We start from the raw sequence: 23,133 nt of genomic DNA, 5'->3' as shown, positions 1-23,133 counted from the left end.
ATGCCAGGCCGCCGCCGCACCCCGCCCGCGCCCGCCCTCACGGCCGCCGCGCTCGCCGCGCTGCTGCTCCTCTTGCCGGCGCTCGCGGCCGCGGCGCCGATCCGGCTCTGGCATGCCTACCGCGACGACGAGGCGAAGGCGCTCGGCGCCATCGTCGCGGCCTTCAAGGGCGAGGAGGTCGAGCTCCTCGCCCTCCCGTTCGACGCCTACGCCTCGAAGCTCCAGGCGGCCGTCCCGATGGGGGAGGGGCCCGACCTGTTCATCGACGCCCACGAGCGGCTCGGCGACTACCGCGCGCGCAAGCTCGTCGCGCCGGTGGGCGACGCGCTCGAGCCGGGCGGCGAGGCGGTGTTCCAGGGGCCGGCGCTCGCGGCGGTGCGGCAGGAAGGCGAGATCTTCGGCCTGCCGATCAGCCAGAAGTGCATGGCGCTCTACATGAACACCGCGCTCGTCCGCGAGGCGCCGGCGTACCTCGAGGACATCGCGGCGCTCGCCGGTACCCTGCCGCAGGGCGTGTACCCGCTCGCCTACGAGGCGTCGAACGCCTACGCGCACATGCCGATCCTCGCCGCGTTCGGCGGCACGATGCTGGACGAGCGCGACCAGTTCGGCTTCGTCGGCCCCGGGCCGGAGCGGTCGCTCGAGCTCGTCCGCTCGCTGATCGCGCGGCGGGTCGTCCCGGAGGACGCGAACGGCGCGCTCGTGACCGACCTCTACAACACGAACCGCGCGGCGTTCGCGATCAGCGGGCCGTGGTTCGTGGGCGGCCTCAAGGACGAGGCGAAGCGGCGCTCGCGCGTCGTGCCGCTCCCGAAGGTGCGCGAGACCGGCCAGCCGATGCGGCCGTTCATGACCGTCGAGGCGGTGATGCTCTCGCCCCAGGGCGCGCAGCGCGCCGAGGCGCGGGCGCTCGCGCGCCACATCGCCGGCGCCGCGGCCGCGGCCACGCGCCTCGAGGTCGCGCGCACGCCGCCGGTCCGCACCGACGTGGCGGTCCCGGCCGACGACGCCTTCATCGCGGCGTTCGCCGAGCAGGCCAAGGTGGCGATCCCCATGCCGACCTCGCCGGCGATGCGCTCCACGTGGGAGCCGGCGGCGCGCGCGATCCGCAAGGTCCTGCGGGGCGACGCGCCCCCCGACGTCGCGCTCTCCGAGGCGAAGCGCCGCTTCGACGACGTGCGCCGGCCGCTCCCGCCGCGCGCCTCGCCGGCGCCGCTGCTCCTCGTGCTCGGCGCGCTCGCGCTCGCCCTCGTGCTCCGGTGGGTCGTCGCCGCGAAGCGCGCGGTGTCTGGCCCGACGCGCCCGACGCTCCAGCGCTCGATTCAGCGCTCGCTCCAGGCCTACAAGTACGTCGCGCACGCCGTCGTCGCGATCGGCGTGCTCGTCATGGTGCCGCTCGTCATCGGCGCGGCCACGTCGCTCTTCGGCGGCAGCGGCGAGAGCCTCCGGTTCGTCGGCCTCGCCAACTTCATCAGCATCCTCACGGCGCGCGGCGGGCCGCTCTTCGCGAGCGGCTCGTTCTACCTCGTGCTCGCGGTGACCGTGCTCTGGACGGCGGTGAACCTCTTCTTCCACGTCCTGCTCGGCGTCTCGCTGGCGCTGCTCCTGCACCGCCCGACGCTGCGCCTCCGCGCGCTCTACCGGGTGCTGCTCATCGTGCCGTGGGCGGTGCCGAGCTACGTCACCGCGCTGTCCTGGAAGGGCATGTTCCACCGGCAGTTCGGGGCGGTGACCGGCCTCATCGAGGCGGTGAACTCCGCGTTCGGCACGAGCATCGAGCCCATCGCCTGGTTCTCGAGCTTCACGACCGCGTTCACGGCCAACGTGACGACGAACGTCTGGCTCGGCTTCCCGTTCATGATGGTTGTCACGCTCGGCGCGCTCACCGCCGTGCCCGAGGACGTGCTCGAGGCGGCCGAGGTCGACGGCGCCACGCGGTGGCAGCGTCTCTGGAATATTACGCTGCCGCTGATCCGGCCGGTGCTCGCGCCGGCGGTGACGCTGGGCGCGATCTGGACGTTCAACATGTTCAACGTGGTGTTCCTTGTCTCGGGCGGCGATCCGGACGGCACCACGGACATCCTCGTGTCCGAGGCGTACCGGTGGGCGTTCACGCGAGAGGCCCAGTACGGCTACGCCGCGGCGTACTCGGTGCTCATCTTCCTGCTGCTCACGTTCGCGACGCGCGCCTCGGGGTGGCGCAGGCGGACGCCCGGCTCCTACATCCCGCAGGGCGGCGGGGCCGCCGACGGGTCGGCGCCCGCCCCGGTGGCGGCGACGGAGGCCGTATGACGCGCAAGCCTTCTCCGGTCGAGTCGATCGCGGTGCACGTCGCGCTGCTCGCGGCGGTCGCCTTCGCGCTGTACCCGGTGCTCTGGGTCATCTCGATCGCCTTCTCCGGGTCGCGCCCGCCGGTGCCCGAGGTCCTGCCGATCCCGAACCAGCCGACGCTCCAGCACCTCGAGGCGGTGGTCACCACGTCGCAGAAGGTCGGCGGCGAGGAGATCTGGCTCTTCCCCCGCCAGCTCGCGAACTCGATCGTCGTGGCGCTCGCGACCGCGGCCGTCGGCGTGACCATCGCGGTCCCGGCGGCGTACGCGCTCGCGCGCTTCCAGTTCATCGGCAAGGACCGCGGCGTGCGCGCGCTGCTCGCGACGCAGATGTTCCCCACGGTGGCGAGCGCGATCCCGCTGTACCTCCTGCTCGACGCGCTGGGCCTGCTCAACTCGCGGACGGGGCTCGTGCTCTGCTACGCGTCGACGGCGGTGCCGTTCTCGATCTTCCAGCTCCGGGCGGCGTTCGAGGCGATCCCGGTCGACCTGGAGGAGGCGGCGATGGTCGACGGGGCGACGCGCTTCGAGGCCTTCCTGCGGGTCGTGCTCCCGGCGGCGCGGCCGGCGATCGCGGTGACGGCGCTGTTCGCGATCATGACGGCGTACAACGAGTTCATCCTCGCGGCGACGCTGCTCGGCAAGGAGGAGATGTTCACGCTGCCGGTGGTGCTGCAGCGGTACATCGGCGAATACGACGCGCAGTGGGAGCGGTTCGCGGCGGGGGCGCTGCTCGTGTCGCTGCCGGTCATGGGCGCGTTCTACCTGGTGCAGCGGCACCTCGTGGCGGGGCTGACCACGGGCGGGGTGAAGGGGTAACACGACGCAGACCCCACGCAGAGCGCACGAGGAGCGCACCGAGATCACACGGCGAACGCACAGTGAACGCGCGGTGAGCGGTCGGGGAACGCGCGATGAGCGCTCGGGGAACGCGCGGCGCCCTCGGCTCGCTCCCGCCGCCCCCTCCTGGCGTCGCCCCCGCGCGGCCGGACCGCCGCATCCCACCCTCGCGGCCATGGACGCCCGATCGCGACCCCGCTATCTCCATGGAGCCATGCCGAAGGCCGAGGCTCCCCCGCCTGCCGCGCGGGGGACCAGCAGCGCGGAGCCGCGCCCCTCGTTGGGGGGTGACGCCCGCCCCTCGTTCGCCGGCGAGCCCCGCCCCTCGCTCGCCGGCGAACCCCGCCTCTCGTTCGTCGGCGACGGCGACGCCCGCGGCACCTTCCTGCCGGCCCCGTCCGCGCCTCAGCCGCGCCTCAGCCGCCCTTCCTGGGAGAAGCGGTGGCTGCCGCTGCTCGGCCCCCTGCTCGCGCTGGTCGTCATCGGCGCGGTCACCTCGCTCGAGGCCGCGTTCGACTGGACCGTCCCGAACCCGCCCGCGATCCTGTCGATGATCATCGTCTTCGCGGCGTTCAGCGGCGGCCTCTGGAGCGGCATCGTCACGTCGCTCATCTCGTGCGTCTACTTCGCGATCTACTTCTCCGAGGACGGCGCGCCGCTCCACTACTCCGGGGAGAACCTGCTGCGGGTCATCGTCTTCGCCGTCACCACGCCCGCGATGGCGGTGATGGCGAGCATCGCCAAGCGGCGCGCCGACGCCATGGGCGAGGCCTCGCTCGAGAACGAGCGCGAGCACTCGGCGAGCCTGCGCGCCCTGCTCATGCAGCGCCAGGCGGTCGAGGCCGAGCTCCAGCAGGCCAAGGAGGCCGCCGAGGCGGCCAGCCGCGCCAAGAGCGAGTTCCTCGCCAGCGTGAGCCACGAGATCCGCACCCCGATGAACGGCATCATCGGCATGACGTCGCTCGCGCTCCAGACCGAGCTCACCCAGGAGCAGCGCGAGTACCTCGAGATGGTCAAGATCTCGGCCGACGCGCTGCTCGCCATCATCAACGACGTCCTCGATTTCTCGAAGATCGAGGCGGGCAAGCTCGAGATCGAGCCCGTCGTCTTCGACCCGAGCGAGATCCTCGGCGACGCCGTGAAGACGCTCGCGCTCCGCGCCCACGAGAAGCGCCTCGAGCTCGCCTACGACGTCGGCCCCGAGGTGCCCGAGGCGCTCGTCGGCGACCCGCTGCGCCTGCGCCAGGTCCTCGTGAACCTCGTGAGCAACGCGGTGAAGTTCACCGACGCCGGCGAGATCCTCGTCCGCGCCGGGGTCGACTCGCGCGCGCCCGTCGCGCCCGAGGAGGCCGCCGCGGACCGCCCGAGCTCGGCCGACCTCTACTCGGGCGAGGCGCTCGGCGACGTCGTGGTGCTCCACGTGCGCGTCATCGACACGGGCATCGGCATCGCCCCCGACAAGCAGCGGCTCGTCTTCGACGCGTTCGCGCAGGCGGACGGGTCGACCACCCGCAAGTACGGCGGCACCGGGCTCGGGCTGACGATCTGCGCCCGCCTCGTCGAGATGATGGGCGGCAAGATCTGGATCGAGAGCGAGGTCGGCAAGGGCAGCACCTTCCACTTCACGCTCCAGCTCCGGGCGCTCGAGGGCGCCGCCCGGTCGCGCCGGCCGCAGCTCCCGAAGGATCTCCAGGGCACGCGGGTCCTCATCGCCGACGACAACGCGACCACGCGGCGCATCCTCACGGAGACGATCGAGGGCTGGGGGATGAAGGCGGTCCCCGTCGACTCCGGGGCGGCGGCGATCGCGGCGCTCTCGGAGGACTCGGGGGTGTGGGCGCTGCCCTGGGGCAAGCCGGGGGGCAACGCGGTCGGGCCGAGCACCTCGTTCGGCCTCGCGATCGTCGACGCCCGCATGCCGAAGGTCGACGGCTTCGCCGTGGTCGAGCACTGCCGCCGCCGCGAGATCCTGAAGGGCCGCACCGTCATGATGCTGAGCTCGACGAGCGCGCAGGCGGACGCCGCGCGCTGCCGCGACCTCGGCGTCTTCGCGATGGTCACGAAGCCCGTGAAGCCGTCGCACCTCCAGGAGGCCGTGTTCCACGCCTTCGGCGTCCCGACGCGGAGCGCGCTCCGGTCGGCCGACGTGCGCCGCGCCGCGCCCGGGCCGCGCGTCCGCGGCCTGCGCGTGCTCGTCGCCGAGGACAACGCGATCAACCAGAAGCTGATGCGCCGCTGGCTGGAGCGGCAGGGCCACCACGTGCACATCGTCGAGAACGGCCGGCTCGCCGTCGAGAAGATCGCGAGCGGGCAGTACGACGTGGCGCTGCTCGACGTCGAGATGCCCGAGATGGACGGCCTCCAGGCGGCGCGCGCCGTCCGCGCCCGCGAGCGGCGCGAGGGCGGGCACATGCCGCTCATCGTCGTGACCGCCTACGCGATGAAGGGCGACCGCGAGCGCTGCCTCCGGGCGGGCTTCGACGGCTACGTGTCGAAGCCGGTGCAGGTGGAGGAGCTCTACGACATGATCGACCGGCTCGCCGCCGGCCCCTCCTCCCTGGAGATCGAGGATCCGGCGAGCCTGTCGCTCGGCGCGCCGAGCTCGTACGCGTCGGTGCCCTCGTCGTCGTTCGAGAGCGGGCCGCCGAGCACCCGATCGGAGCGGCTGGCCGGCTCGCCGTCGTCGATCGCGGCGCGGCCGATGTTCGATCGCACCAAGGCGCTGGAGCGGACGGGCGGCGACGCCGACCTCCTGCGCGAGCTCGCCGAGGTCTTCCTCGAGGAGTGCCCCCGCTGGATGGCCGACATCGACGAGGCGGTGACGGCCGGCGACGCGCGCAAGCTCCAGCGGGCCGCGCACAGCCTGAAGGGCGGGGTGGACAGCTTCGGCGCGCGGGGCGCGTTCGAGGCCGCGTTCGCGCTGGAGAAGATGGCGCGCGCGAACGAGCTCGGCAGCCTCGCGGAGGCGCAGTTCGCGCTCCGCGCGCAGATCGATCGCCTGATCCCCGAGCTCGCCGCGTTCATGCGAGAGGGCTCGCCGGCGGAACCTGCGCCGCCGGTGCAGGGCGAACCACGCTCTGATAACGAGGTGACGCGATGGTGAGGGTGCTCGTGGTGGACGACTCCCCGATGGATCGGCGCCTCTCCGGCAGCTTGCTCAAGAAGCGCGCCGGCATGGAGCCGATGTACGCCGAGAACGGCGTCGAGGCGCTGCAGACGATCGCGCGGGCGATGCCGGAGATCGTGCTGACCGATCTCCAGATGCCGGAGATGGACGGTTTGGAGCTGGTCGAGGCGATCCGCCGCGACCACCCGTACCTGCCGGTGATCCTGATGACGGCGCACGGCAGCGAGGAGATCGCGGTGCAGGCGCTCCGGCGCGGCGCGGCGAGCTACGTCGCGAAGCGGAACCTCGCGGCGGAGCTCGTGAGCACGGTCGAGAACGTCCTCGCGGTGGCGCGGCTCGATCGCCGGGAGCAGCAGCTCCTCTCGTGCCTGACGGCGACCGAGTCCCATTTCGAGCTCGACAACGACGTGGCGAAGGTGCCCGCGCTCGTGGGCCACATCGAGCAGAGCCTGGGCCGGATGCGGCTGTGCGACGAGACGGGCCGCATCCAGGTGGCGGTGGCGCTGCGCGAGGCGCTCGTGAACGCGATCGTGCACGGCAACCTCGAGGTGAGCTCGACGCTGCTCGACGAGGATCCGGGCGCGTTCCAGGCGCTGGTCGAGCGTCGCCGGCGGGAGGGCCCGTACCGGGACCGCCGCGTGTACGTGACCGCGCGGGAGACGCGGACCGAGGCGACCTACGTCGTGCGCGACGAGGGCCCCGGCTTCGACCCGCGCGACCTGCCGGACCCGACCGACCTCGCCAACCTGGAGAAGCCGAGCGGCCGCGGCCTGATGCTGATCCGCACCTTCATGGACGAGGTGCGGCACAACGAGAAGGGCAACGAGATCTGCATGGTGATGCGGTGTCGCTCGCCGGACGCGGACGGCGAGCAGGGCGGGTACGACGGCTGACGGGGTGTCGAGCCGCGCGGCGTGCCCTTCGAGGGGGGCGCCCCTCCCGGCACCGACGAGCAGGCCGGGGCGAGAGGGGCATCGCCGGGATGCGCAGCGCAGACGAGCGGCGGGACGCGCCGACGAACGGCGCGCGGGCTACGGCTTGGTCACCTCGAAGGAAGCGACGTTCACCGAGCCGCCCAGGGACTGCGTGGCATAGTTGAAGATGCCGAAGCGGTAGCCGAGGAAGTACTGCCAGTCCTTGTTCATGTTGAGCGTGTTGCCCAGGCTGGTGAACCGGGTGCCGTCGGTGCTGTAGGAGAAGCGCGCTTGCGCGCCGCCGGCATCGGTGCGGACGTTGGCTTCCACGCGCAGCCAGATCTTGTTGCCGGACACGTCGGCGCCGGCCACCTCGGTGCCCTTGCCCGTCGTGGTCCAGGAGGTGTTCATGTTGACCCCGTTGGTCATCACGACGCGCGTCGCCCCGTTGGCCTTCTTGACCCCGATCCACGCCGACGCGTCGCGCAGGGCGGCGAGGCCGGCGACATCGCCGTTCTGCATCTTGCTGTAGTCGAGCTCGATCGTCGCGATCGAGACGGGGCCCTCGATACGACGGGTCAGCGTGTTTCGGGCAGCATAAAGATCGTCGGTCACCGTCGCCGTTTGCAGGGTCAGCCCGGCCCCGGAGGACCATTTGGTGTTGTCGGGGTTGTGGTTCCACTCCCACTCGGGGCTCAGGGTCTCTTTCGCGAAGGTCTCCCTGCTCGCGGGCGGCTTCACCCGGTTCGATCCGCACGGCAGGTCCGGGAAGGGGTACGTCCCTCCCCATTTGCCGTCCACCAGGGTGACCGAGGGCCAGCCGTCGGACCACGTCACCGGGGCCATGACCGGCATGCGGCCGGCCGGGAACGCGTCATTGAACGCGATGTAGTACCAGTCGCCGTTCTGCGTCTGGACGATGCCGCCTTGGTGGGGGCTCCCGCCGGAGCCCGCGGCGCCGGCGTAGGGCAGCTTGACCGCGAAGGGCCGCAGCTCGTAGGGACCGAAGGGGCCGTTCGTCGATCGCAGCACGTACTCGCCGTTCGCGTATTGCGTGGTGAGGATGTAGTAGTTCCCCTCGATCTTGTAGAAGCGAGAGCCCTCCAGCGGCCCGGAGATGTTGCCGGGCGTCTGGAACACGGCCTGACTCTTGACCTGGCTGAAGCCGTCTGCGCTGAGCTGAGCCACGCTGATCGTGCCGTTCCCGTACGCCACGTACATGGTGTCGTCGTCGTCGACCAACAGACCCATGTCGTAATAGCAGCCGCCTCTGTGCTTCTCCCACGGACCTTCGGGGGACTTGGCAGTGAAGACCCAGCCGCCGCCGACGTTGTGCATGCAGCCCATCCAGTAGAAGGTCTCGTTGCTCTTTCGATACTGGAGCGTGGAGGCCCAGATGCCGTTGACATAGGATCTGCCCCCGCTCAGGTCGTACTTCGCGTCGAAGTCCAGCCGGGGGACGGAGTGTGATAGATATTCCCAGTGGACCAGATCGTAGGAGCGGAGGACCGGCGCTCCAGGCGAATGGTGGAACGAGGACGCGGTATAGTAGTAGGTGTCGTCGACGCGAATGACCTCTGTATCGGGGAGGTCTGCCCAGATGAGAGGATTGGAGTAGGTCTCGGGGCAGACGGCAGGGGCGCCGCCGCCCGAGCCGCCGTCACCGCCGCCGGTGCCAGGGTCACCGCCGCCTCCGGACGTCGCCGATCCTCCGCTGGCGCTCGTCGAGCCGCCGCTCGTCGTCTGCCCATCGCTCCCGCCCGAGCCGCTGCTGGTCGAGCCGCTCGTTCCAGGGCCGGTCGTCGTGCTCGTGGCATCGCCGTCGTCCACCGGCGACTCCCCGCTGCAACCTGCAAGGAGCGCGAGAAGGACGGCTGCAGACGCCGCTCCGCCAGTACGTTGGATGCGAGAGCGGGTGTTGGTGCATCGAGAAGCGAAGTGCATGGTGATCTCCTGATGAGAGGTGTCAGCGAGAGCGCTCAGCACGCGGCTCGCAGAGAAATGGTCGCGTCAAGGCGAGCTACTTCCTGGTCGGGGCGGCCTGCCCGGCGCCTCCCCGAGGCTGCCCGGGGGGCATGATTCCTGAGGCATCCCCTCGAATTTCTTCGGAAATCGAACAGGGAGGCGGGGAGACGGGGAGGGAAAGCTTCGAAATACTCCCTGTCTCCCCGCCTCCCTGTTCAATTTCCCCGCTGAAAAGGGCTACAGAACGAGCATTCCTCGGGCTTGATTCACCTCCGCCTGCGTCGCCCGGCCTCGTGTGGTTCGAGGGATCAGGAGCAGATTGTGAACGTTCACACGGCGGCGTCAATCAAAATGACCGGCGCGCGGCGCTCCTCGACCTGCGCCGGGGGGCGCCGCGGCGGTCGGTCGCCGCGCCCGTGTGAGCCGCCGCACGAGCTCCGCCTGGCGCCCTGTTGGTCGAGCTTGCCAGCGCCTGAGCCGCGCTGCCGCCCCTGGGAACGACATGGCGACCCCGGGGCATGCACGAGGTGCTCGATCGGCGAAGGCGGGGATGAAGGAGAATGTGAGCGTTCACATGGTGCGCCGCGCGCCGTGCAGAAACTGGAGCTGCTCCTCGAGGGCGCTCCACACGGCGGCGATGCGCGGCACGTGGCGCAGGCTGCGGGGCGTGACGAGCCAGAGCTCGAGCACGGGACCTGCGGGTAGCCCCAGATCGAGCTCCACCAGGTCGGCGTCCAGATCGAGCGTGCTGCACGGCAAGACGGCGGCGCCGAGGCCCGCGCGCACGGCCTCGATCTGGGCGATGTAGCTGCTCACGACGACCCTGGGAGCCTTCTTCACGTGGCGCCTCTGGTAGTCCTCCTCGACGGTGGGGATGCGGCCCAGATCGACGCCGATCCAGTCGAGCTCGTCGCGGCTCTTCTTCGAGAGCTTGCGGTGGGCGACTGGCACCGTGGGCAGGGTGGCGATGCGCGCGGCCACCAGATCCCCGCTCCTCGGCCGGAAGAAGCGCACGGCGATCTCGGCCTCACGATGGCCCAGATCCGCCGCTTCGTAGCTGGTCAGCAGGTGGACCGACACGCGCGGGTGTCTCTCGGCCAGCACCGGGAGCACGCGCGGAATCACGCCGTGCACGGCGATCGACTCGGTGAGCGCCAGGCGAACCAGGCCCTCGACCTCCCTCTCGTGGCCGCTCGCTTCGCGCACGAGCTGGTCGGCGCCGGCCTCCATCGCCTCGACGTGGCGGCGGAGCCGCTCGCCGAGCGGCGTGAGCATGGAGCCTCCCGGTCGCCGCTCGAACACGGCCCCCCGGAGCGCCCGTTCGAAGGCGGCCATGCGCCGGCTCACCGTCGATTGCTCGACGCCGAGCTTGCGGGCGGCGGCCGAGAAGCTGCCGGTGCGCGCCACCTCGAGGAACAGGCGCAGATCGGCCCAGTCCACGTCGGCGGGCGGCGCGCCGGCGCGCGGGGAGGCGGGAGAGCGAGCCATGCACCCACGCATGGCACGCCTGCTCGGATCGGTCTACCCGGATGCTGATGCATGGCCAAGATCGACGCATGCACCTCATCATCCAAGGTCACCCGGCTCCCGACAGCCTGAGCGACTCGCTCGCTCGGGCCTACGCCATCGGCCTCGAGAGAGGCGGAGCCCGCGTCGAGCACCTGGCCCTGCGCTCGCTCTCCTTCGATCCCCACCTGCGCGCCGGCTTCAGCGGTCGACAGGAGCTCGAGCCGGATCTCCTCCAGGCCCGCACCGCCATCGAGCGTTCGACCCACGTCGCCTGGTTCTTTCCCACCTGGTGGGCGGGGCCGCCCGCGCTCATCAAGGGCTTCATCGACCGCACCTTCTTGCCTGGCTGGTCGTTCGCCTATCGAAAGCGGAGCCCGTTGCCCGACGGGTTGCTCGCCGGTCGCAGCGCGCGCGTCGTGACGACGATGGATAGCCCGAGCTGGTGGTACCGCTTCTGGCACCGGCGCTCGGTTCATGCCTCCTTCGTCAACGCGACGTTGCGCTTCGTCGGCTTCGGGCCCGTCCGCGAAACCACCTATTTCAACCAGAACACCCGGACCCCCGTGCAACGAGAGACCTGGCTCCGGGAGATGGAGCGCATCGGCGAGCGGGACGCGCGGCGGTTTCGCGCCGGATCCGGCTGATCAGGCGGTGAAGCCGCCGTCGATCTTCAGGTTGGCGCCCGTGACGAAGGCGCCGTCGGGGCCGGCCAGGTACGCCACCATGCCGGCGATCTCGTCGCCTTGCCCGTAGCGCTGCACGGGGATCTGGTGTTTGAACTGGGCGGCGAGCGGGCCGTCGGCCGGGTTCATGTCGGTGTCCACGGGGCCGGGCTGGACGTTGTTGACCGTGATGCCGCGCGCACCGAGATCCCGGGCCCAGCCGCGGGTCAGGCCGGCGACCGCTGCCTTGGTCGCGGAGTAGACGGCCATCCCGGGGATGAGCGCGCCGTCGCCGCTGATGCTCCCGATGTTGATGATGCGCCCGCCCTCGCCCATGTGGCGGACAGCCTCCTGCGCCGCGACGAAGAGGCCCCTGACGTTCACCGCCATGAGCCGATCGAACTCCTCCAGCGAGAACTGATCGAGCGGCGCCATGGCGGCGACGCCCGCGTTGTTCACCAGCACGTCGATCCGCCCGAAGGTCTTCACCGTGTAGGCGACGGCGCCCCTCACCGCGTCGGCGTCCGCGCTGTCCGCCCGGACGGCGATCGCCCTGCCGCCCGCCGCCTCGATGCCGTGCACCACCTCGGCCGCCTTCGCGGGCGACGCGGCATAGGTGATGGCGACGGCGGCGCCCTCGTGCGCCAGGCGCCTTGCGATCGCCGCCCCGATACCCCGCGAACCCCCGGTGACCAGCGCAACCTTGCCCTTCAGCGTACTCATCGACAGGTCTCCTTTTTTCTGGAACGATCGTTCCTAAAAAGGAAGCTACGTAGGCTGTTGCTGTCCGTCAAGAGATTTATGGAACGATCGTTATGAAAAAAGCGGCGGGGCAGGTCCAGCGGGGGCGAGGGCGGCCGCGCAGCTTCGATCAGGAGGCGGCGCTGGAGCGGGCCATGGTCCTGTTCTGGGAGCGGGGGTACGAGACGACGTCGCTCGACGAGCTGAGCGCGGCGATGGGCATCAGCCCGTCGAGCCTGTACGCGACGTTCGGGGGCAAGGAGCAGCTCTTCCGGGCGGCGGTCGACCGGTACCTCGCGCGGGGGGGCGGGAACCTGGGCTGCATCCTCGCCGGGGAGCCGACGGCCCGGGGCGCGGTGCGGCGGCTGCTCGAGACGGCGGCCGACGAGCTCACGCGATCCGATCATCCGTCCGGCTGCATGATCGCGCTGGCCGGGACCCAGTGCTCCCCCGGCGCCCGGCCCGTACAGGACCTGATGCGGGGGCACCGCGAGGCCTGGCACGCCTCGCTTCAGGCGCGGATCCAGCGGGGCATCGAGGACGGCGAGCTCGCGTCCGACACGGACGCCGCCGCGCTGGCCACGTTCTACTCGACCGTCTTGCTGGGGATGTCGGTCCAGGCGCGGGACGGCGCGTCACGGGAGAGCCTCCGCGCGGCCGTGGATGCCTCGATGCGGGCATGGCCCGGCGCCCCGCGCGATCCGTAGGCTGCCGCGCCGCCCCGTGGAGAGATCGGAGCCGGGGGGCTCGATCTCCTGTCCTCGCGGAGGCTCCGGCAGCCGTAGGCAGCGGTGGTATCCTCCCAGGATGCCGACTCACCACCTCGCCCAGGTCAACATCGCCTTGCCCCTGGAGCCGCTCGGCTCGGCGCGGCTGGCCGACTTCGTGTCCGCGCTCGACCCGGTGAACGCGCTGGCCGAGGCCGCGCCGGGGTTCGTGTGGCGGCTGAAGACCGACGACGGCGACGCCACCGGGGTGCGCGCGTTCGGCGACGACCGGCTCATCGTGAACATGTCGGTGTGGGAGTCGCCAGAGGCCCTGTCCGACTTCGTCTTCCGCAACCCCGGCCACGCCGCCGTGATGCGCCGGCGCCGGGAGTGGTTCGTCCCGATGAAGGAGGCCATCTCCGTGCTGTGGTGGATCCCGGCCGGGCACATCCCGACCGTGGCCGAGGCCGAGGAGCGGCTCGAGGAGCTCCGCCGCCACGGGCCGACGCCCGGAGCGTTCACCTTCCGCCACCAGTTCCCCGCGCCCGACGCGGAGGCCGCCCCCGCGGGCGAGGCGCCGCGCTGCCCGGCCGGCTGAGCGCTCAGCGCCGGACGACGCGGGCGGCGGCGCCCGCGGCGGGGCGCCTCACGCCGCGCGCCCCGGCGCGATCCGGAGCAGCTCGAACTCCGCCGCGAAGCCCTCGCCGATCGGGCTGCAAGCGTAGAGTCCGCACTCGACCTCGCGCGCCCCGTCGTCCTCGTGCAGGTGCGCGATGCGGAGCTGCGTCCACGCCGCGCCGTCGTCCGAGCCATCGACGATGTAGTCCGGGCCCTCCCGCCGGATGCGCAGCCAGATCTCACGCCGATCCGAGGGGAACGGCTGGGTCGACCAGTCGCTGTAGCCCCCGTTCGTCACCACCGCGCCCAGCCGGCTCGGGCCGTTCGGCTCGAACTCCACGGACGTCTTCAACCAGCACGACGCCGAGAGCCTCACCATGAGCCCCGCCTGGTCGTACTGGTGCGCGGGCCGGAACCGCACATGCGTTGTCATCACGAAATCGCCGCCGGTGCGCGTGAACAGGAAAGGACCGTTGTCGTTCTGGAAGCCGTAGTGTGTCCGCTGCCAGTAGTCCGTCTTCGCGGCGGGCTCGACCACGAGCACGCTCCGCTCCGGCGCCACGACCCAGCGCGCCGGCGGGTGGCGCCACTCGAGCCGCGGATCGACACCGAGCTTGGCAAAATCCTCTTCCAGGAGCATTCCTGTCATGACAACCGGCCTCCCCACATCGCGGGTGGTGCGACCCGCGGTGCGCGGACGCGGCCGGAGCCTACCACGGGCGCCCGCGTCGCCCGCCGCGCTATTGAGGGCGCCCCTGCGCGATCCAGCTCTCGACGAGCTGGATCTCCTCCGCGCCGAGCGCCGGCAGGCCGAGCGGCATCCCGCGCACCGCCGGATCGGCCCGCCCCGCCTCCTCCGCTTGCCGCGACAGCAGCGCGGCCAGCAGGCGCGGAACGCCGCCCGGACCGCGCGCGAACACGCTCCGCCGCTCGCCCTGATCGTCGACGTACCCCGCGGCGATCCCCTCGTACGTCGCGAGGTTCAGCCCGCGCGCCTTGAACCCGAACCCGCCCGTGTTCCCGGGCCCGCCGTCGCCGAGCGCGTAGTCGGGCTCGGAATGGCAGTGCCGGCAGGTGACGCGAAACACCCTGCGATCCACCTCGTCGTAGGTCACCCGCCGCGACAGGACAGGCAGCCTCTCCGGCGCGCTCGCCGGCGCCCGCGGCGCGAGCGGCGTGGTCATGACGAACGCCGCGATGTCGCGCGCCTCGGCGGGCGACATCGGCACCTGCGGCATCGGCGTCCCCGGCTTGATCGCCCCCGGATCGAGCACCCACGCCACGAGATCGGCCGGCTCGATCCGGTCGCGCGCGACCCGCAGATCCGGCGCCAGCGCGACCGCCGCGCGCGTCTCCTTCTCCATCGCCTTGACCGGCGCGACCGCCGTCACGCCGGTCACCCCCGTGAAGGCGTGGCACGTCCCGCACCCCTTGGCCTCGTAGAGCTCGCGCCCCCGGGCCGCGCTCGCGCCCTCCAGCGACGCGATCGGACGTTCGCGCCGCTCGCGCCGCTCGCGCCGCTCGCGGGTGAGGTACGCCGCGATGTCGCTCGCCTGCTCCGGGCCGAGCGCGAGCCGCGGCATCGTCGCATGCAGCCGCGGGCGGAGGTCGCGCGGCTCCAGCAGGAACCCGCGGATCCAGTCGCGCCGCAGCCTGTCGCCGGCCGCCGCCAGCGACGGGACGTCGCGCAGCGACACCAGGTTCTCGTTCCACCGCTTCATCGCCGCGGCTGGCGCCTGGAACCGCCCGGCCGCGATGTCCTGGTGACACTGCACGCAATGCGCGTCGCGCGGCGCGGGCGCGTGCCCGGTCCCGTCGTGGCAGCGGTTGCACTGGTACTCGGCGACGAGCCGCTCCCCGCGCTCCGGATCGCCGGCCGACGCCGCGGCGATCGCGGCCGGCGCCGCGGCGATCGCGGCCGCCGCGCCGCCGTCCTCCGCGGGCGGCGTCGCGGCGGGGCCGGTCCCCCGCGGATCCTCCGAGGTGCACGCGGCGGCGCCCGAGGCGAGCGCCACCAGCGCGGCGAGCAGCGGGCGGGCGCGCATCGGCGTCAGCTCTGCGAGCGCGCGTCGATCGCGCGGCTGCTCCTGCAGAGGGCCGTGTTCTTCGCCATCGCCTCGCACCGGCTGGCCGCGGCGTCGTGCCCCGCGCCGTCCCCCGAGAGCGCGCGCAGCTGCGCGAGCGTCGCGTACCCCTCCGGGCTCGCGAGCAGGTCCTTCTCCGCCAGGTCGCCCAGCAGCTTGAGCGCCTCGCCGCGGTGCTCCGGCGCCCTGGCGAGCGCCTCGCCGAGGTCGGTCTGGAGCGCAGGGTCGTTCTTGCGCTGCTCGTTCAGCCGGCGCAGCGCGCGGATCGACCAGTCGACGTTCGTCTTGCGGTCCTCGGCGGACGCCCCGCCCCACGTCTCGAGCAGCTCGCGCGGCAGCTCCGGGGCGACCTGGAGCGCCCCGCCCGCGCGCGCGGTGGCCACGGCGAGGACGCGGAATGCCCGGTTGAGCAGCGGATCCCTGTCATGGGAGAGCCGCCGGATCTCGGGGAACATCCGGATCACGCTCCCCGCGGCCGCGGTGATCCGGCCGTCGCGCAGCGCCTGCTCGGCCTGCGCGACGCCCATCACGCGGTGATCGATGGCGGGCATGATCTCCACACCACCGCAGGCCGACGCGTCCCCGGAAGGGACGAGGGCAGTCGCGATGAGAGCACCACAAAGCATGAGTCGAACGGCAGGACCCGTCATGAAAGACCTCCTGGGGCAGGCTGAGCCGGCGCGCCCCGTCGCTCATCGGGCGCCACCGTGCGACTGTGACAACGCCGCTCGAGAAAAAGTTGCTCCCGATCGCGCCGCAGCGCTCGAGCGCCCGGCGCGCCGCGGCCTGCACGCAGCCGTGTGGGCAAATGTGCGCAAATGCAATCGCCGGGTTGCCTTGGTGCGCTGGCCGGTGTCCAATGCGACTTCCAAAGGAGATCCGGCATGTTGAAGAAGCGGCGCCTCGCGCTCGCGGTCCTTCTGGCGCTGGCCAGCGCGCTCCCGGCGTGCAGCAGGGACAAGAAGGCCGACTGCGCGACCCCCGAGGTGTTCTGCGTGGGCCTCGTGACCGACATGGGCAAGATCGACGACAAGTCGTTCAACCAGTCGGCGTGGGAGGCGCTCCAGCGGGCGCAGAAGGAGCTCGGCGCCACGACGCAGTACATCGAGACCACCGATCCGAAGGACTACCCCAAGAACATCGCGACCTTCGCCGAGGAGAAGTACGACGTCGTCGTGACGAGCGGCTTCGGGCTCACCGAGGCGACGCACGCCGCGGCCGCGCAGTTCACGGGCGTGAAGTTCATCGGGATCGACCAGTTCCAGGGGCCCGGCGCCGAGAAGCCGAACGTGGTCGGCCTCATCTTCCCGGAGGACCACGGCGGCTTCCTCGTCGGCGCGCTCGCCGCGATGATGACCAGGTCGGGGAAGGTCGGCGCCGTGCTGGCCACCGACGCCGTGCCGCCCGTCTGGCGCTTCGGCGAGGGGTTCCGCGCGGGCGCGCGCCACGTGAAGCCCGACGTCGAGCTCAGCGTCGTCTATCACAACGACGTCGGGTTCGATAAGACGTTCACCGATCCCGAGTGGGGGAAGACGACCGCCGTCTCGATGATCGACAAGGGCGTCGATATCGTCTTCGGCGGCGGCGGCAAGACGGGCAACGGCGCGCTGCTCGGCGCGGCCACGAAGAACGCCTACGCCATCGGCGTCGACACCGACCAGTACTACACGGTGCCAGAGGCCCAGAAGGTCCTGCTCTCCAGCGCCGTCAAGCTCATCAGCGACGGCGCCTTCGACCTCATCAAGATGGCCAAGGACGGCAAGCTCCCGAGCGGGAACTTCACGGGCAAATCGGGGTACGCGCCGTATCACGATCTCGACGGCAAGGTGCCGGCCGAGGTGAAGGCGAAGATGGAGGAGCTCAGGAAGGCCCTCCTCGACGGGACCCTCAAGACCGGGGTGCCGCCGACCAAGCCGGGGCAGTGAGCGCCCGGGGAGCTCGGGCATGCGAGAGAGGCTGATCCGGCTCCTCCGTCCGCTGCTGCTGCCGGCCCTCTCGGTGTTCACCGCGATGGTCCTCGGCGGCGTCCTCATCGCCCTGGCCGGCGGCAATCCGATCGACGCCTATGCGGGCATGCTCGAGGGCGCGTTCGGGTCGCCGCGGGCGGTCAGCGAGACGCTCGTGTGGGCGACGCCGTACATCCTCGCCGGCCTGTCGGTCTCGCTGGCGTTCAAGGGCGGGCTGTTCAACATCGGGGCCGAGGGGCAGCTCGCGCTCGGGGCGCTCTCGGCGGCCTGGGCGGGCCACTGGCTGCCGCGGCTCGCCGGCGTGGCGTTGCCCGCGGCGCTGCACGTGCCCGTGACGCTGCTGCTCGGCGCGCTCGCCGGCGGGCTGTGGGCCGCGATCCCCGGGTGGATCAAGGCGCGCGCCGGCGGACACGAGGTGATCAGCACGATCATGCTCAACTACGTCGCGCTCAACGCGGTGAGCTTCCTGCTGAACGGCCCGATGAAGGACCCCACCCCGGGCAACGTGCTCTCCCGCACGCCCCTCATCGACGAGAGCGCGCGCCTCCCGGCGCTCGTCGACGGCTTCCGGCTGCACTGGGGCTTCCCGCTGGCCCTGCTCGCGGCGGCGCTCGTCGGGTGGGTCTTGCAGCGGACGGTCTTCGGCTTCGAGGTCCGCACCGCGGGGCAGAGCCCGGACGCGGCGCGCTACGCCGGGGTCCGCGTGGGCCGCACCGTGGTCGTGACGATGGCGCTCTCGGGCGCCCTCGCCGGGGCGGCCGGCGCCATCGAGGTGAGCGCGCTGCACCACCGGCACGAGCTCGGGTTCTCGCAGGGGTACGGCTTCGACGCGATCGCGATCGCGCTCCTCGGCAAGGCGCACCCGGGCGGGACGGTGCTCGCCGCGCTGCTGTTCAGCGCCATGCGCAGCGGCGCGACCCGGATGCAGTACCTCACGCAGGTGCCGATCGACGTGATCTCCGTGATCCAGGCGCTGATCCTGCTCTTCGTCGCGGCGGACACCCTGGTCCGGCGCATCTACCGCGTGCGGGGCGAGCGCGAGCGGCTCGTGCTCACGCGCGGCTGGGGTGGCTGAGCGCGAGGGTGAAGATGGCCTATCGACGGTACGGGTTCATCGCCGCGGTCGTGTGCTTGCTGGTCCTCGTCGTCGCGCTGGTCGGCGCGTCGCGGGTGCCGCCGCTCACGATCGTGGCCAGCATGGCGGCCACGACGCTCGCCGTGGCCACGCCGCTCACGCTCGGCGCGCTCTCGGGCGTGTTCTGCGAGCGCTCCGGGGTCGTCAACCTCGGCATCGAGGGGATGATGCTCGCGGCGGCGTTCTCGGGCTGGTTCGGGTCGATCTACGCGAGCGCCGTCCTGCACCTCCCGCCGCTGCCGAGCCTGCTGCTCGGCGTCGTCATCGCGATCCTCACGGGCGCGGCGCTGGGCCTCTTGCTCGCGGTGCTTGCGGTGACCTTCGCGGTGGACCAGATCCTCGCGGGGACGGTGATCAACTTGCTGGCCGTCGGGCTCACCGGCTTCTTCAACCGACAGCTCTTCTTCGGGCCGGGCAGCTCGTTCGGCGGCCAGGTCCCGCACGCGCCCGGCGTCCTGCCGCGCCTCCACGTCCCGCTCCTCGCGGACATCCCCGTCGTGGGCCCCGTGTTCGAGCAGCAGCCGATCGCCCTGGCGGCCATCGCGCTGGTCGTCGTCACGCACCTCGTGCTGTTCCGCACGCGCTGGGGGCTGCGCGCGCGCGCCGTGGGCGAGCACCCGCGCGCCGCGGCCACGGTGGGGATCGACGTGGCGCGCGTGCGCTACGTGAACGTCGTGATCGGCGGCGCGATCGCGGGGCTCGGCGGGGCGTACTTCACGCTGGAGTCGGTGCCGTCGTTCGAGCCGATGATGACGAACGGCCGCGGCTTCATCGCCCTCGCGGCGATGATCTTCGGCGACTGGACCCCGTTCGGCGCGTGGGCCGCGGCGCTCGTCTTCGGCGCCGCGCAGGCGTTCCAGATCAACCTCCAGCTCTTCCGCGACCTCATCCCGCCGTCGTGGTCGTTCCTGCAGCAATCGTCGGTCGTGGGGCTCGTGCCGTACCTGCTGACCCTGCTCATCCTCACCGGCGTCATCGGCAAGACCACGCCGCCGGCCGCCGACGGCCAGCCCTACGAGCGGGAGGGGCACCGGTGACGGCCGTCCTCGAGGCCCGGGGGATCACCAAGCGGTTCGGCGGCGTCCTGGCGAACGACAGGGTCGATCTCGACCTCCGCGAGGGCGAGATCCACGCCCTGCTCGGGGAGAACGGCGCCGGCAAGTCGACCCTGATGAACGTCCTCTACGGGCTGGTGCGCCCGGACGAGGGGGAGCTCCGCCGCAGCGGGCGCCCGGTCGCGCTGCGCTCGCCGAGCGACGCGATCGCGCTCGGGATCGGCATGGTGCACCAGCACTTCATGCTGATCCCGGTGTTCACGGTCGCCGAGAACATCGTGCTCGGCGCGGAGCCCGCGCGGCGCGGCGGCGTGATCGACAGGCGGCGCGCGAGCGACGAGGTGCGCGCCCTGTCGACGCGCCACGGGCTCGGCGTCGACCCCGACGCACGCGTCGAGGACCTCCCGGTCGGCGTGCAGCAGCGCGTGGAGATCATCAAGGCGCTGTACCGCAAGGCGGAGATCCTGATCCTCGACGAGCCCACGGCCGTGCTCACGCCGCAGGAGGCGGACGACCTGTTCCGCGTGCTGCGGGGGCTGACGGCGCAGGGGGTCTCGGTGCTGTTCATCACGCACAAGCTCAGGGAGGTGCTCGCGGTCGCCGATCGGGTGACGGTGATGCGCGCGGGCCGGGTGGTGGGCGCCGCGGTCCCGGCCGAGACCGACGAGCGCGGCCTGGCGGCGACGATGGTGGGCCGCGAGGTCGCGCTCCAGGTGACGAAGGCGCCGGCGAGCCCCGGGGCGGTCGTGCTCGAGGTGGAGCGCGTCAGCGTCGCGGGCCGGCGCGGGGCCGGCGGCGACGCGGTCCGCGAGGTGAGCTTCTCGGTGCGCGCGGGCGAGATCCTCGGCATCGCCGGCGTGCAGGGCAACGGCCAGACCGAGCTCGTCGAGGCGATCACCGGCCTGTCGGCGGCGCGCGGCGGGCGCGTGCTCCTCCGCGGCCGCGACGTCACCGGCGCGCTGCCCCGCGCGCTGATCGAGCGGGGCGTCTCGCACGTGCCCGAGGACCGGCAGCGCCACGGGCTCGTGCTCTCGTACTCGATCGCGGACAACCTCGCCCTCTGCACCTACCACAAGGCGCCGTTCTCCTCGCGCGGCGTGCTCCGCGACGACGCCCGCGAGGAGAACGCGCGGCGCCTGGTAAAGAGCTTTGACATTCGCGCGCCGGGCCCCGATACGCCCGTCTCGGCGCTGTCGGGCGGCAACCAGCAGAAGGTGATCCTCGCGCGCGAGCTGAGCCGCCCGGTGGAGCTGCTCGTGGCGAGCCAGCCGACGCGGGGCGTGGACGTGGGGTCGATCGAGCACATCCACCGCGAGATCGTGGCCGCGCGCGACGCGGGGGCGGCGGTGCTGCTGGTGTCGGCGGAGCTCGACGAGGTGCTGTCGCTGTCGGACCGGATCGCGGTGATGTACCGGGGCGCGATCGTGGCGACGCGGGACGCGGGCGCCGTGTCGCGGACCGAGCTCGGGATGCTGATGGCCGGGGCCGTCCCCGGCGAGGCCGCCCCGGAGGGCGAGGCGGGCGGGGTGGCGCCGTGAGCGGCTCGCGCGCGCTGCGCGCGCTGACCGCGCCGGCGCTGCTCGCGGCGGCGGTCGCGGCCTCCGTCGCGCCGCCGTCCGCCGCCGCGCCGACGCTGGAGCAGTACCGGTATTTCCGCGCGCTCTCCCTCGATCTGGAGGGCCGGCTCCCGACGCGCGAGGAGCTCGCCGAGCTCGAGGCGCCGGGCTTCGATCTCGACGCCTGGATCGAGCGCCGCCTCGACGGCCCGGCGTACGTCGAGCGGCTCACGCGCATCTACATGGATGTCCTGCGGCTGGAGCTCGGCCCCGTGGGGCTGTTCACGCCGTCGGAGACGACGCTCCGCCGGGCGCAGGTGCTCGGCCCGGACGGCAAGCCGCTCTACGTCTATTACCGCCAGAACCAGCGCCGCCTGCTCCCGGTGATCGACGGAGAGTTCTGCTTCGCCGAGGCCGAGAGCGGCCTCCGGGTGGCGAACTTCGCTCAGGTCACGGGGACGCCGAGGCCCATCCCCCAGCGGCTGCTCGACGAGCGGACCACGGTCGTGCGCCCGTTCTGGCTCTACCGCGATTACCTCTCGGTCGTGCCGACGCAGCGTTACGGCGCCGGGTGGAAGGACCCGGACAGCGCCTATGTCCCGCTGCCGCAGCTCCTGGTCGAGCCCGACGGCGCGACGCCCACGGTCGAGGTCCGGGTCTGCAAGGAAGAGGCGCAGACCGCCGACGTCGGCCGCATCTACGCGAGCGACATTCCCCCGTTGCCGAAGGGGGCTCCGCTGCCGGCGGGCCGCGCGCGCCCGCCGATGCCCGAGGATCGTTATGCCAGGGAGCACCGCGGCGAGCCGATCTCGTGCCGGAGCGCGCTCGCCTCGGTGATGAGCGTCGACTGCGGCTGCGGCATCGGCCTCGAGCATTGCCTGCCCGGCGACAGCTCCGGCAGGGATCCGCGCGTCTTCTCGCTGCCGGCGCACGTCCCGCTCGGCATCGAGGCGCCGATCGGCGCCGCGCCCCGCACGATCTCCGGCTGGCACAAGTTCTGGTGGTCGCAGGAGGCGATTCATTTCATGAGTCACGTCTTCGGGGCCGACCGCGATTTCCGGGAGATCCTCACCGGGCGTTACACGTTCATCAACGGGCCGCTCGCGCAGTTCTATCGGTCGAGCGCGCCCGCGGCGTGCTGCTCGCTGCACAGGTCGTTCGGGATGCGCGAGGACGAGGCGCCCCTGTTCTTGCCGGGCGCGGTGCCGCCGGTCGTCGCTCCGCACGACGTCTCGCAGTGGACGTTCATCCCCGATCGCGGGCCGCGCGCGGCGGGGATCATCACGACGCCCGTGTTCCTCACGAAATATGCCTCCCGCCGCGCGCGCGCGGCGGCGCTCTACAGCGCTTTCCTGTGCAAGAGCTTCACGGCCGAGCACGCGGATCTCCCGCCCTCGGACGAGCCCGACCTGATGGTCCGGCCGGGCTGCTCGAGCTGTCACGCGAGGCTGGAGCCGCTCGCGGCGTACTTCACGCGGGTCGAGGAGACGACGTGGACCTATCTGCCCGCCTCCAGGTTCCCGGTCGAGAACCCGGTGTGCAAGCTGAACGCGGAGGGCAAGACGGGCGGGTCGTGCCAGCGCTTCTACGATCCTGCGTTCTCGAGCCGGGAGCGCGGCGTGCTCCGGGGCGCCTATGCGTCACCGGACCACGCCGAGCGCGGCCCGGCCGGCGTCGCGGCCGATCTCACGCGCATGCCCGAGTTCGCGTCGTGCGCGGTCGAGCGCGTGACCGAGTCGTTCCTCGGGCGGCCGCTGCGCGACGAGGACGAGGCCCTGCTCCGCGCGCTCCGCGAGCGGTTCGTTTCGCGCGGCTACCGGATGCGGTCTCTGGTCGAGGCGATCGTCCGCTCGCCGGCCTACGCGCGCGCGAGCAACGATCGCCCCGCGCTCCCGCGCGGCGGCGGGGGCGCGCGGTGATGCG

18 protein-coding genes are annotated in these 23,133 nt (G+C 72.1%); 12 read left to right on the top strand and 6 right to left on the bottom strand.

The features are described from left to right. From WME76_RS36700 to WME76_RS36685, 4 genes are all read left to right on the top strand, one after another. Entirely contained in the window at window positions 1-2,292 is a 2,292-nt protein-coding gene (locus WME76_RS36700) for an extracellular solute-binding protein (RefSeq protein ID WP_437956841.1), read from the top strand. Beyond that, window positions 2,289-3,149, top strand: coding sequence for a sugar ABC transporter permease (locus tag WME76_RS36695; protein WP_437956840.1), 861 nt, complete (start codon window positions 2,289-2,291; stop codon window positions 3,147-3,149). The genes WME76_RS36700 and WME76_RS36695 overlap by 4 nt, the downstream gene beginning before the upstream one ends. A 235-nt stretch (window positions 3,150-3,384) precedes the next feature. Further along, window positions 3,385-6,273 carry a response regulator gene (locus WME76_RS36690; protein ID WP_437956839.1) on the top strand — a complete coding sequence of 963 codons (2,889 nt, stop codon included), beginning with the start codon at window positions 3,385-3,387 and terminating at the stop codon, window positions 6,271-6,273. Beyond that, window positions 6,267-7,190 carry a response regulator gene (locus tag WME76_RS36685; protein ID WP_437956838.1) on the top strand — a complete coding sequence of 308 codons (924 nt, stop codon included), beginning with the start codon at window positions 6,267-6,269 and terminating at the stop codon, window positions 7,188-7,190. The genes WME76_RS36690 and WME76_RS36685 overlap by 7 nt, the downstream gene beginning before the upstream one ends. Before the next feature lie 138 nt (window positions 7,191-7,328). On the opposite strand, the gene WME76_RS36680 is transcribed toward WME76_RS36685, so the two are convergent. Both WME76_RS36680 and WME76_RS36675 read right to left on the bottom strand, forming a co-directional pair. Further along, window positions 7,329-9,155: a glycoside hydrolase family 43 protein gene (locus tag WME76_RS36680; RefSeq protein ID WP_437956837.1), complete on the bottom strand. Its 1,827-nt coding sequence runs from the start codon at window positions 9,153-9,155 to the stop codon at window positions 7,329-7,331. Between the two features lie 591 nt (window positions 9,156-9,746). Next, on the bottom strand, window positions 9,747-10,664 hold the full coding sequence (locus tag WME76_RS36675; RefSeq protein WP_437956836.1) for a LysR family transcriptional regulator: 918 nt from the start codon (window positions 10,662-10,664) through the stop codon (window positions 9,747-9,749). 68 nt (window positions 10,665-10,732) lie between these two features. Here WME76_RS36675 and WME76_RS36670 point away from each other — a divergent pair, with 68 nt between their 5' ends. Next, window positions 10,733-11,329 carry an NAD(P)H-dependent oxidoreductase gene (locus WME76_RS36670; RefSeq protein ID WP_437956835.1) on the top strand — a complete coding sequence of 199 codons (597 nt, stop codon included), beginning with the start codon at window positions 10,733-10,735 and terminating at the stop codon, window positions 11,327-11,329. On the opposite strand, the gene WME76_RS36665 is transcribed toward WME76_RS36670, so the two are convergent. Beyond that, a complete protein-coding gene (locus tag WME76_RS36665; RefSeq protein ID WP_437956834.1) occupies window positions 11,330-12,070 on the bottom strand; it encodes a 3-oxoacyl-ACP reductase family protein in 741 nt (246 codons plus the stop codon). It abuts the gene before it with no gap. Between the two features lie 92 nt (window positions 12,071-12,162). Between WME76_RS36665 and WME76_RS36660 the strand changes: the two genes are divergently transcribed. Both WME76_RS36660 and WME76_RS36655 read left to right on the top strand, forming a co-directional pair. After that, on the top strand, window positions 12,163-12,795 hold the full coding sequence (locus WME76_RS36660; RefSeq protein ID WP_437956833.1) for a TetR/AcrR family transcriptional regulator: 633 nt from the start codon (window positions 12,163-12,165) through the stop codon (window positions 12,793-12,795). Window positions 12,796-12,895: 100 nt separating this feature from the next. Beyond that, on the top strand, window positions 12,896-13,393 hold the full coding sequence (locus WME76_RS36655; protein ID WP_437956832.1) for a DUF3291 domain-containing protein: 498 nt from the start codon (window positions 12,896-12,898) through the stop codon (window positions 13,391-13,393). Window positions 13,394-13,441: 48 nt separating this feature from the next. Here the strand turns inward: WME76_RS36655 and WME76_RS36650 are convergent, their stop codons facing one another. The 3 genes from WME76_RS36650 to WME76_RS36640 form a co-directional block, all read right to left on the bottom strand. Beyond that, window positions 13,442-14,062 (bottom strand): DUF1349 domain-containing protein, encoded by a 621-nt coding sequence (locus WME76_RS36650; protein ID WP_437956831.1) that lies wholly within the window; start codon window positions 14,060-14,062, stop codon window positions 13,442-13,444. Between the two features lie 91 nt (window positions 14,063-14,153). Then, window positions 14,154-15,458, bottom strand: a complete 1,305-nt coding sequence (locus WME76_RS36645; RefSeq protein ID WP_437956830.1) for a c-type cytochrome — start codon at window positions 15,456-15,458, stop codon at window positions 14,154-14,156. A gap of 5 nt (window positions 15,459-15,463) precedes the next feature. Continuing rightward, a complete protein-coding gene (locus tag WME76_RS36640) occupies window positions 15,464-16,048 on the bottom strand; it encodes a hypothetical protein (protein ID WP_437956829.1) in 585 nt (194 codons plus the stop codon). A 333-nt stretch (window positions 16,049-16,381) separates the two neighbouring features. Between WME76_RS36640 and WME76_RS36635 the strand changes: the two genes are divergently transcribed. From WME76_RS36635 to WME76_RS36615, 5 genes are read left to right on the top strand one after another with little or no spacing between them, the layout of a single operon-like run. Further along, on the top strand, window positions 16,382-17,422 hold the full coding sequence (locus WME76_RS36635; RefSeq protein ID WP_437956828.1) for a BMP family lipoprotein: 1,041 nt from the start codon (window positions 16,382-16,384) through the stop codon (window positions 17,420-17,422). Window positions 17,423-17,441: 19 nt separating this feature from the next. Continuing rightward, window positions 17,442-18,539, top strand: coding sequence for an ABC transporter permease (locus tag WME76_RS36630; protein WP_437956827.1), 1,098 nt, complete (start codon window positions 17,442-17,444; stop codon window positions 18,537-18,539). A 14-nt stretch (window positions 18,540-18,553) separates the two neighbouring features. Further along, complete coding sequence (locus WME76_RS36625; RefSeq protein ID WP_437286823.1) at window positions 18,554-19,636, top strand: ABC transporter permease; 1,083 nt, start codon at window positions 18,554-18,556, stop codon at window positions 19,634-19,636. Next, complete coding sequence (locus tag WME76_RS36620; RefSeq protein ID WP_437956826.1) at window positions 19,633-21,192, top strand: ABC transporter ATP-binding protein; 1,560 nt, start codon at window positions 19,633-19,635, stop codon at window positions 21,190-21,192. The genes WME76_RS36625 and WME76_RS36620 overlap by 4 nt, the downstream gene beginning before the upstream one ends. After that, window positions 21,189-23,129: a DUF1585 domain-containing protein gene (locus WME76_RS36615; RefSeq protein WP_437956825.1), complete on the top strand. Its 1,941-nt coding sequence runs from the start codon at window positions 21,189-21,191 to the stop codon at window positions 23,127-23,129. The genes WME76_RS36620 and WME76_RS36615 overlap by 4 nt, the downstream gene beginning before the upstream one ends. Window positions 23,130-23,133: the final 4 nt, after the last annotated feature.

The sequence above is a fragment of the Sorangium sp. So ce119 genome, assembly GCF_051524405.1.
GTDB classification, from domain to species: Bacteria; Myxococcota_A; Polyangia; order Polyangiales; family Polyangiaceae; genus Sorangium; species Sorangium cellulosum_G.
This window is presented reverse-complemented; position numbering and strand designations above follow the sequence as displayed.